The organism is Desulfolutivibrio sp. (assembly GCF_036584575.1).
Taxonomy (GTDB): Bacteria; Desulfobacterota; Desulfovibrionia; order Desulfovibrionales; family Desulfovibrionaceae; genus Desulfolutivibrio.
This window is the reverse complement of the sequence record NZ_JAZHDB010000226.1, coordinates 1-10,157: the sequence shown is the minus strand read 5'-3', so window position 1 is coordinate 10,157 and position 10,157 is coordinate 1. Positions and strand designations below refer to the sequence as shown.

Here is a 10,157-nt window from a genome sequence, read left to right as displayed (position 1 = left end):
AGAACTGTCTGGTTGAAGTAATCGATAATTTCACTGGGCAGACTGAGCGAGTTGTGGCCCCCCGTTGCGCAGCCCCTGCGCGTCAGCCCCACGGACCCCGTGGGCAAGGCCTCGGAGGAGCCCCTGTCCGGGGCCGGGAACCTCCCCGGCGGCGGCAAGGCCCTGGGAAACTAGGGCGGCTGGCCCTTCGCCGATGACGCCGGGGGCGGTGACGCCGCCCGGAGCCTGCCTCCCGGAATGGCAGGCGGCGTGCCCGGGGAACACGTCCCGGCGGCGGGACGACGGGACGACGTGCGCCAGCGGGCCCGGTTTTCGGATTCGGCCAAGGCCCCGGCCGACTGCCGGTGTTCCCTCCGTATCATTATATATGAACGTCGCGGTCGGCAGGGCGGGCCGGGTTCTGGCGGGCGCATGTCCATGGCGCATGTCCATGGCGCATGTCCATGGCGCATGTCCATGGCGCACGTCCATGGCGCACGTCTTGGGGGGGGTTGCAATTCCCTGGCGGGTTGGCGAAGGTGGCGGCATGAGCATGAGCCTGGAAAAAAACTGGAAGGTGCGCGGCCAGGAAGGCGGCGCGGCGGGATTCGGACATCGCCTGGGCGTCTCCGATCTGGTGGTGGATCTGTTGCGCGGCCGGGGGCTTTCGACCGTGGAGGAGATGGACATTTATCTGTCGCCGGGATTGCGGCATCTCATGCCGCCGGGGGAGATTCCGGGGCTGACGCGCGGGGCCGAGGTCGTGGCGGCGGGTCTTGCCGCCGGGAAGCGGCTGGCCGTGTGGGGCGATTACGATGTGGACGGGGTGACCGGCACGACGCTTCTGCTGGATTTTTTGCGGCAACGGGGCCTCTCGGCGGCTTGGCACATCCCGAACCGGCTGGAAGAGGGCTACGGGCTCAACATGGCCGGGATCGAGGCCCTGGCCCGGGACGGGGTTTCCCTGCTGGTGACGGTGGACTGCGGCATCACCAACGTGGCCGAGGTGGCCCGGGCCAGGGAACTGGGGATGACGGTGGTGGTCACGGACCACCATCTGCCCGGGCCGGAGCTGCCACCTGGGGATGCGGTGTGCGACCCCAAGTTGTCGGAGAACGCCGGGAGCGATCTGGCCGGGGTGGGGGTGGCCTTTTTCCTGGCTGCGGCGCTCAACCGCATGCTCCCGGGGACGCCGTGCGACGTGCGCAGGCTCCTGGATCTGGTGGCCATGGGGACGCTGGCCGACGTGGTGCCGCTACGGGGCCAGAACCGGATTCTGGTCAAAAACGGGCTGTTGCTCCTGTCGGAGGCGCTGCGGCCCGGGGTTCGGGCCCTGCGCGAGGTCTGCGGGCAGACGCCGGGGACGCCCATCGGGGCGGGGCAGGTGGGCTTCGGCCTGGCCCCGCGCATCAATGCCGCCGGGCGCATGGGTCGGGCGGATGCGGCCATGGACCTGCTTCTGGCCGGGGACATGGACACGGCCAGACCCCTGGCGGCCTTTCTGGACCAGGAAAACACCGAGCGCCGCCAGGAGGAGGAGCGCATCCTTGAAGAAGCCCGGGCCCAGGCGGCGACGTTCCCCGGCCGGGCCTCCCTGACCCTGCACGGGCCGGGCTGGCATTCGGGGATCATCGGCATCGTGGCCTCGCGCATCGTGGACGCCACGCACAAGCCCACCCTAATCGTGACCGAGGAGGGCGGGGCCCTCAAAGGGTCGGGCCGCAGCATCTCCGTGTTGGATCTGCACGAGGCCCTGACCGAGGTGTCGGATCTGTTCAGCAAATTCGGCGGGCACCGGCAGGCGGCGGGCTTTTCCCTGGCAGGTGGCGACGTCGCGGCCTTGCGGGAGCGTTTCGAGGCGGCCGTGGTGCGGCGCATCGGGGCCGATCCCATCCCGCCCGTGCTGACCCTGGACGGCGAACTGGGTTTTTCCCGCATCGACGCCGGACTGGTGCGGGAGATCGAGCTTTTGCAGCCGTTTGGGCCGGGCAATCCCGAACCGCTTTTTTCCTCGCCGCCGGTTACGGCCCTGTCCCGACGGACGTTCGGGGGGGGCGGCGACCATGTGGTGGTGTCGCTTCGCGACGAAACGGCCCAGGTGACCCTGCGGGGCAAGGGCTGGCGAATGGCGGGCGAAATCGCCGAGGCCATGGTAGGCCGGGCTGTGCTGGTGGCCTTCACGCCGCGCCTGGACACCTACGACGGACTGCCCAGGATCGAACTGCGGATCAAGGATGTCAAGGATATCAAGAGTTCGGGGAGCTAGGTTCACTTTTTGAAAAAGTTGAGTTCAACTTTTTTAACCGTAAAAAATTTTATACCCGCGTCAAAAAACCACCGTTTTTCCCTTGCCAACGACATGGGCCAGGCGTAAAAAGGCCTCACGCATCCGCGCGAAGGGTTCCGTTTTTTTGGGGAAAACCTCGCGAAGGATGGCAGGCATCGGCATCTGGTTGCAATGTGTAAAACGGAGGAAGGAACATGAAGCGTTTGACCCTTGCTTTGGCGGCCATTTTGGTCCTGGGCTGCTTCGCCAGCGCCCAGGCGGCCACCGAAGTGAAGATGACCGGTGATTTTCGTGTGTATGGAAACTGGTGGAGCGGCCGCAACTTCACCGGCTGGTCCAATGAGTTCAACGGCGGCTCCGCTGCCGGAACCCAGACCGAAGACGACTTCGGCGTCAACCAGCGCTTTCGCCTGCGCACCGACTTCGTGGCCAACGAGGCCCTGAAGTTCCGCTTGGGCATCCGCGTGAACAACCAGTGGTGGGGCCGCGGCACCCTGACTGCCGACGCGCCTGCCGTGTCCATTGACGTGTACCAGGCCTTCCTGCAGTTCAAGTGGCCGGACACCGACATCGAGATCACCGCTGGCCGTCAGCCCCTGGCCCTGCCCCAGAGCGGCTACTTCGACGGCGGGCTGGTCTTCGACTCCGAAGCCGCCGCCCTGGTGATCACCGCTCCCCTGGTGCCCGACACCCTGGGCCTCTTGATCGGCTACAGCCGTTTCTATGACGACGGCCAGTGGGACGCCACCACCACCCAGGTGTCCGATGAGTTGGATCTGTTCTTCATGGCCCTGCCCATCACCCTGGACGGCTTCAGCATCACCCCCTGGACCGCTCTGGGCATCGGCGGCCGCAATGCCGACTACGACACCACGGTAGCCGCGAACCTGGTCACCCCGGGCTTCAGCGATGTGGGTTGGAAGAACAAGCAGAACATGTATTGGTGGTTGGGCGGCGCGATCGAGATCGACGTCCTTGATCCCATCAAGTTCTACGCCGACGTGATCTACGGCCAGGGCGCCATGAGCGATCGCAAGGTCAATCAGCGCTCTGGCTGGTTCATTGATGCCGCCATCGAATACACCGGCTGGGATGTCCTGACCCCGTCCGTGTTCGGCTGGTGGAGCACCGGTGAGGACGGCTCCTGGAGCAACGGCAGCGAGCGCATGCCCTACACCGTGCCCTCCTGGAATGCTGGAGCCTCCTTCCTGTTCGACGGCGGACAGGAACTCGGCGCTGACAGCAACATGTACATGAACCCGATCGGCACCTGGGGTATCGGCCTGTCCCTGAAGGACATCTCTTTCATCGAGAAGCTGACCCACCGCATCACCTTCGCGTACGTGCATGGCACCAACTCGTCCAAGGCCATCCGGGCCACGAACTACACCAACTACGCGATCACCGCTTCCGGCTTGGCCGTGCCCATGACCGGCGCCACGGTGAGCCCATCCTACTATGGTGTGGATTACTCCTATCCCAGCTATTCCTCCAACGGCCTGTTCGCCATGGGCCGCGACCTGACCGCCAGCGAGTACGTGATCGGAGTGAACTTCGACCACAAGTACATGATCTATGAAAACCTGGCCGCCATCGTCGAGACCGGCTATGCCCACGGCGACTTCCAGAAGAGCGTGTGGGGTTCGCGCTTGGTCAACAAGTCCCAGGACGCCTGGCGCGTGGCCTTCGGCCTGCAGTACAAGTTCTAATGAAAGTGTGACCGGATACTGCCGATGCCGTGGCCGGAACCTTCGGGTTCCGGCCTTTTTTTGTGCGCCCGGCAGGGCGCGTGGTGCGTAAGCGCCATCCGGTCAAGCATGGTGCTTGGCTGGTGACGTGGGGGTGAAAGTCCTCTCTAGACCCGGCAGGAACTGGGCGTCGGACGCCGCAGGGTGCAAAACGTGGCGTGAATCGCCGTGGTCCGGAACCATACGCCCGTGGGGCGGGAGGACGGAGACCTTTCGGCGCCAGCCTGCCTGTGTTTGCGTGCCGGAGCGGCGCCATCTCGGGCGCACGGGTCGCCCACGGGCAACTCGTCAGGACGTGGGGAAGGAGGGCGGCCGGGCAGGATGTGCACCCAGGGGCGGACGTCTCGGCGTGGCTGTGGGGAGAGCCATTGTGCACAGCGATGGGGCGGAAGGGACGGCAGACGGCTCGCATTAGTCATAATATTATGAAATCATGGATAAATATTGAATTGCACCGAGAGGTAGAATTATTTGTACCAGTGTCAAATTTACAGCCATTTCCCCTTGCATGTGTTTTCTGATTGGGCTAAAGCTTGCACATGCTTTCACAGAGGGTGATCAGTTTACATCGACTGATCCTGTGGAGGTTCGCATCGGCAATCGGCACATATCCAAACCATGGAGGAAGGAACATGAAACGTTTGACCCTTGCTTTGGCGGCCATTTTGGTCCTGGGCTGCTTCGCCAGCGCCCAGGCGGCCACCGAAGTGAAGATGACCGGTGATTTTCGTGTGTATGGAAACTGGTGGAGCGGCCGCAACTTCACCGGCTGGTCCAATGAGTTCAACGGCGGCTCCGCTGCCGGAACCCAGACCGAAGACGACTTCGGCGTCAACCAGCGCTTTCGCCTGCGCACCGACTTCGTGGCCAACGAGGCCCTGAAGTTCCGCTTGGGCATCCGCGTGAACAACCAGTGGTGGGGCCGCGGCACCCTGACTGCCGACGCGCCTGCCGTGTCCATTGACGTGTACCAGGCCTTCCTGCAGTTCAAGTGGCCGGACACCGACATCGAGATCACCGCTGGCCGTCAGCCCCTGGCCCTGCCCCAGAGCGGCTACTTCGACGGCGGGCTGGTCTTCGACTCCGAAGCCGCCGCCCTGGTGATCACCGCTCCCCTGGTGCCCGACACCCTGGGACTGTTGATCGGCTACAGCCGTTTCTATGACAACGGCAACTTTGACGCCACCACCACCCAGGTGTCTGATGAGCTGGACCTGTTCTTCATGGCCCTGCCCATCACCCTGGACGGCTTCAGCGTGACCCCGTGGACCGCCCTTGGTGTCGGCGGCCGCAATGCCAACTACGACAGCCTGGTGGCCGCCAACCTGGTCACCCCGGGCTACTTCGCCCCGGGCTGGAGCAAGAACCAGAATGCGTATTGGTGGTTGGGCGGCGCGATCGAAGTCGACGCCCTTGATCCCATCAAGTTCTATGCTGACGTGATCTACGGCCAGGGCGCCATGGCTGACCGCCAGGTCAACAACCGCGCTGGCTGGTTCATTGACGCCGCCATCGAATACACCGGCTGGGATGTCCTGACCCCGTCCGTGTTCGGTTGGTGGAGCACTGGTGAGGACGGCTCCTGGCGCAATGGCAGCGAGCGTATGCCCTACACCGTTCCTTCCTGGAACGGCGGCACCTCCTTCCTGTTCGACGGCGGACAGGAACTCGGCGCCGACAGCAACATGTACATGAACCCGATCGGCACCTGGGGCTTGGGCCTTTCCTTGAAGGACATCTCCTTCATCGAAAAGCTGACCCACCGCATCACCTTCGTGTACGTGCAGGGAACCAACTCGTCCAAGGCCTTCCGCAACGTGAACTACGCCAACTACCTGATCAACGCCGCTGGCTTGGCCGTGCCCATGACCGGCGCGTTCAACCGGCCCGCGTACTACGGCGTGGACTACAGCTATCCCGGCTACACCTCCAACGGCCTGTTTTCCATGGGCCGCGACCTGACCGCCAGCGAGTACGTGTTCGGACTGAGCTTCGACCACAAGTACATGATCTATGAGAACTTGGCTGCCATCATCGAGACCGGCTACGCCCACGGCCATTTCCAGAAGAGCGTGTGGGGCCCCCGTCTTGCCAACAAGGCGCAGGACGCCTGGCGCGTGGCCTTCGGACTGCAGTACAAGTTCTAATGAAAGTGTGACCGGATAATGCCGATGCGGCGGCCGGGATCTTCGGATCCCGGCCGTTTTTTTGTGTGCGCCCGGCAGGGCGCACACACTTGGAGGTGAAAGTCCTCTCCAGGCCCGGCAGGGGGAACTGGGAGCCGGACGGCAAGGGTGTTCACCTCGAGGTGGATTCTGAGGAACCCGCAGGCATCGCGGTCGACGGCAGATACAGAAGCGTGGGCTGGGATGGCCGCGACCATGCCGGAGGGAATGGGACAAATTCCCCGGGAACAGGGTGACGGCCCGCCATGCGTCACGGCGTGTACGGAGCGCTTCGATCCACGGCGGCAAAGGCTGAAGGAAGCAGTGGTCGAACGCGAAAACATGACGGCGGCTTTGAAACAGGTGCGGGTCGAGGACATGCCGCTGGGAGATCCCGGCTCTCACCGTTTGTTCTCACAGAGCGTGGCCCGAAATAACAATAAGTTGTGCATTATTTTTAAACGTATTTCAAAATTATATAACGCATAGAATGCACAGATTGTAGCTTCGTCTGTTCGCTGGCGATGCACAAGGATCCCGTGGAGGTTTTCAAACGCGCGAAAATTGAGGACTGGCACATGAGGTGTGAAAAATGCTGCTTTGTCTGTTCCATGGCGACAGGTAAGGAGTCCATGGAGGTTTTCAAACGTGGGAAAAATGAAGATATGTATATTGGAAAAGATATGTTTTTACTGCGTGATGGGTGTTGCAAACAAAGAGTTGTAGTTGATAATCAAATTCAAATAATTGTATCAGGCTCTAATTTTTAAGAATAAGTTTTGTCTGTGTCACTTGTGTAAAAAAAATTGTACTTGTGTCAAAAAAATTGCCTTTTTCCCTTGCAAAAGACACAGTGCTTGGCTAGAAGTTGCACAAGTGTTCGTAGAGGGTGGTCTGTTTTATTTGTGGCAGATCCTACGGATGCTCGGCATCGGCAACCGGCACGAATCCGCAACATGGAGGAAGGAACATGAAACGTTTGACTCTTGCTTTGGCGGCCATTTTGCTCCTGGGCTGTTTCGCCAGCGCCCAGGCGGCCACCGAAGTGAAGATGACCGGTGATTTCCGTGTCTACGGCAACTGGTGGAACGGCCGGAACTTCACCGGCTGGGCCAACCAGTTCAACGGCGGAGTCGCCGCTGGAACCCGCACCGAAGACAACTTCGGCGTCAACCAGCGCTTCCGTCTGCGTACCGACTTCGTGGCCAACGAGGCCCTGAAGTTCCGCTTGGGCATCCGCGTGAACAACCAGTGGTGGGGTCGCGGCACCCTGACCGCCGACGCGCCTGCCGTGTCCATTGACGTCTATCAGGCCTTTTTGCAGTTCAAGTGGCCGGACACCGACATCGAAATCACCGCCGGTCGTCAGCCCTTGGCCATTCCTCAGAGCAAGTACTTTGACGGCAGCCTGATCTTCGACTCCGAGTCTGCCGCCCTGGTGATCACCGCTCCCCTGGTGCCCGATACCCTGGGACTGTTGATCGGCTACAGCCGTTTCTATGACAACGGCAACTTCGACGCCACCACCACCCAGGTGGCTGATGAGCTGGATCTGTTCTTCATGGCCCTGCCCATCACCCTGGATGGCTTCAGCGTGACCCCGTGGACCGCCCTTGGCGTCGCCGGACGCAATGCGGCTTACAACGCCGAGGCCGCCGCCAACCTGGTTTCCCCGGGCTACCTGGCCCCGGGCTGGAAACACAGCCAGAACGCCTATTGGTGGCTCGGCGGCGCGATTGAAGTCGACGCCCTTGATCCCATCAAGTTCTATGCTGACGTGATCTACGGCCAGGGCGCCATGGCTGACCGCCAGGTCAACAACCGCGCTGGCTGGTTCATTGACGCCGCCATCGAATACACCGGCTGGGATGTCCTGACCCCGTCCGTGTTCGGTTGGTGGAGCACTGGTGAGGACGGCTCCTGGCGCAATGGCAGCGAGCGCATGCCCTACACCTTCTCGTCCTGGAACGGCGGCACCTCCTTCCTGTTCGACGGTGGACAGGAACTCGGCGCCGACAGCAACATGTACATGAACCCGGTGGGCTCCTGGGGCTTGGGCCTCTCCCTGAAGAACATCTCCTTCATCGAGAAGCTGACCCATCGCCTGACCTTCGTGTATGTGCAGGGAACCAACTCGTCCAAGGCGTTCCGCAGCATCAACTACGCCAACTACCTGATCAACGCAGCCGGCCTGGCCGTGCCTATGACCGGCGCGTTCAACCGGCCCGCGTACTACGGCGTGGACTACTCCTACCCCGGCTACACCTCCAACGGCCTGTTCACCATGGGCCGCGACCTGACCGCCAGCGAGTACGTGTTCGGACTGAGCTTCGACCACAAGTACATGATCTATGAGAACTTGGCTGCCATCATCGAGACCGGCTACGCCCACGGCCATTTCCAGAAGAGCGTGTGGGGCCCCCGTCTTGCCAACAAGGCGCAGGACGCCTGGCGCGTGGCCTTCGGTCTGCAGTACAAGTTCTAAAGGACGCGTGATCTGTTTCGCCGATGCCTCGGCCGGGATCTTCGGATCCCGGCCGTTTTTTTTGACCGGACCCGGGGGCCGACCAGGCAACCGCCACCTTGCCTGGCAAAATCAATGGGAGTACATACCGCCTTCGCCTCGCAAGAAAAGACCCCTTTTGGATGTGTCGCATGGATGTCCTCTCCGGTCTATTCCCCCTGCTCAAAGTGCTGGCCGCCTTCGCCGCCATGCTCACGGGCATTCGCCTGCGCCTGGGCCTGCCCTTGTCCATCCTGGCGGGCAGCATCCTTCTGGCCGCCCTGTTCGCCCTGTCCCCCCTGGCCTGGATCATCACGGCGGCCCGTGCCCTGGCCGACCCCCAGACCCTCAGCCTGGCGGGCATCGTGGCCTGTATCATGACGTTAAGCGACCTTCTGGAAAAAACCGGGCAAAATGACCGGCTCATGCGCGCCGTGGCCCCGCTGATCAAAAATCCTGCCCTGCGCGTCACCTTTTTCCCTGCGCTTATCGGCCTTTTGCCCATGCCCGGCGGGGCGCATTTCTCCGCCCCCATGGTCAAAAGCGTGGGCGATCCCCTGGGGGTTTCTCCCACGAACCAGGCCCTCATCAACTACTGGTTCCGACACCTGTGGGAACCCTGCTGGCCCCTGTATCCCGGCGTCATCATGGCCGCCTCCCTGGCCAATGTCTCCCTGATCTCCATCATGGCCATCACCTGGCCCGCCTCAGTGGGATGCGTCGCCATCGGATGGTATTTTTTCCTGCGCAAAAAACTCAAAACCGCCGTCACGCTTCCACCTGTCCCGGAAACAACCGATTATTCAGCCCTGGTCATGTTGGGCCTGCCCCTGCTGACGGCCATTCTCGGCGCGGTCGGCGCCGAAGCCGCCTTCGCCGCCCTCAAAAGCGATCTGCCCTTCGAAATCGGCGTCATGATCGCGCTTGTCGCCGCAAGCTTGGTCTGCGCCCTGCAAAACCGGGTTCCTGCCCGCGACATCCTCCGAGAACTCAAAAACCGCCACACCCTGCACATGCTCGCCGTCATCGCCGCTATCTTCATTTTCAAAGATGTCCTCGGGGCCACGGGCGTGGCCGAAAGCCTCGCCGCCTCGGCCGGAAAAGAGGCCGTCCTGATCACCGCCGCCGTCATCGTCCCCTTCCTTGTCGGACTGGTCTCCGGCATCACCATGGCCTACGTTGGAGCCGCCTTCCCGCTGCTTATGGCCGTCATCCCCATGACCCAAAGCGGCCCGGATATGGCCTGGATCACCCTGGCCATCCTGTGCGGCTATACCGGCGTGCTCATCTCGCCCCTGCACATCTGTTTCATCTTCTCCTGCTCCTATTATCACGTCGACCTGGCAGCCGCCTGGCGACGCCTCGTGGCGCCCTGCGCCGTCTTCCTGGCCGCCAGCCTCGTCTACGTCGCCCTGCTCTAAACGGCATCGGGGCTGCCGCCCCGAGCCCCGCCCGGGGGGACCAATGTCCCCCCG

At 62.3% G+C, this 10,157-nt stretch carries 8 protein-coding genes; all 8 read left to right on the top strand.

Going from position 1 to position 10,157, the window contains the following annotated elements; translation table 11 throughout:
• Positions 1-51: 51 nt before the first annotated feature.
• The 8 genes from V3572_RS17020 to V3572_RS16985 all read left to right on the top strand — a co-directional run bounded on the left by V3572_RS17020 (position 52) and on the right by V3572_RS16985 (position 10,103).
• Positions 52-174: a hypothetical protein gene (locus V3572_RS17020; RefSeq protein WP_332112224.1), complete on the top strand. Its 123-nt coding sequence runs from the start codon at positions 52-54 to the stop codon at positions 172-174.
• Positions 175-532: 358 nt separating this feature from the next.
• A complete protein-coding gene (recJ, locus tag V3572_RS17015; protein ID WP_442877399.1) occupies positions 533-2,245 on the top strand; it encodes a single-stranded-DNA-specific exonuclease RecJ in 1,713 nt (570 codons plus the stop codon).
• Positions 2,246-2,460: 215 nt separating this feature from the next.
• Entirely contained in the window at positions 2,461-3,975 is a 1,515-nt protein-coding gene (locus V3572_RS17010; RefSeq protein ID WP_332112221.1) for an outer membrane homotrimeric porin, read from the top strand.
• A gap of 671 nt (positions 3,976-4,646) precedes the next feature.
• A complete protein-coding gene (locus V3572_RS17005) occupies positions 4,647-6,161 on the top strand; it encodes an outer membrane homotrimeric porin (protein ID WP_332112220.1) in 1,515 nt (504 codons plus the stop codon).
• Between the two features lie 222 nt (positions 6,162-6,383).
• Entirely contained in the window at positions 6,384-6,668 is a 285-nt protein-coding gene (locus tag V3572_RS17000) for a hypothetical protein (protein WP_332112219.1), read from the top strand.
• A gap of 143 nt (positions 6,669-6,811) precedes the next feature.
• On the top strand, positions 6,812-6,949 hold the full coding sequence (locus tag V3572_RS16995) for a hypothetical protein (RefSeq protein WP_332112218.1): 138 nt from the start codon (positions 6,812-6,814) through the stop codon (positions 6,947-6,949).
• A gap of 200 nt (positions 6,950-7,149) precedes the next feature.
• Entirely contained in the window at positions 7,150-8,664 is a 1,515-nt protein-coding gene (locus tag V3572_RS16990) for an outer membrane homotrimeric porin (protein WP_332112217.1), read from the top strand.
• Between the two features lie 170 nt (positions 8,665-8,834).
• Positions 8,835-10,103, top strand: a complete 1,269-nt coding sequence (locus V3572_RS16985) for a DUF401 family protein (protein WP_332112216.1) — start codon at positions 8,835-8,837, stop codon at positions 10,101-10,103.
• The last annotated feature ends 54 nt before the right edge of the window (positions 10,104-10,157 follow it).

What these genes read in the sequence shown, in the direction of transcription:
- recJ (WP_442877399.1), top strand. Translation starts at nt 533, where the DNA reads ATGAGCCTGGAAAAAAACTGGAAGGTGCGCGGCCAGGAAGGCGGCGCG.
- V3572_RS17010 (WP_332112221.1), top strand. Translation starts at nt 2,461, where the DNA reads ATGAAGCGTTTGACCCTTGCTTTGGCGGCCATTTTGGTCCTGGGCTGC.
- V3572_RS17005 (WP_332112220.1), top strand. Translation starts at nt 4,647, where the DNA reads ATGAAACGTTTGACCCTTGCTTTGGCGGCCATTTTGGTCCTGGGCTGC.
- V3572_RS17000 (WP_332112219.1), top strand. Translation starts at nt 6,384, where the DNA reads ATGGCCGCGACCATGCCGGAGGGAATGGGACAAATTCCCCGGGAACAG.
- V3572_RS16995 (WP_332112218.1), top strand. Translation starts at nt 6,812, where the DNA reads ATGGAGGTTTTCAAACGTGGGAAAAATGAAGATATGTATATTGGAAAA.
- V3572_RS16990 (WP_332112217.1), top strand. Translation starts at nt 7,150, where the DNA reads ATGAAACGTTTGACTCTTGCTTTGGCGGCCATTTTGCTCCTGGGCTGT.
- V3572_RS16985 (WP_332112216.1), top strand. Translation starts at nt 8,835, where the DNA reads ATGGATGTCCTCTCCGGTCTATTCCCCCTGCTCAAAGTGCTGGCCGCC.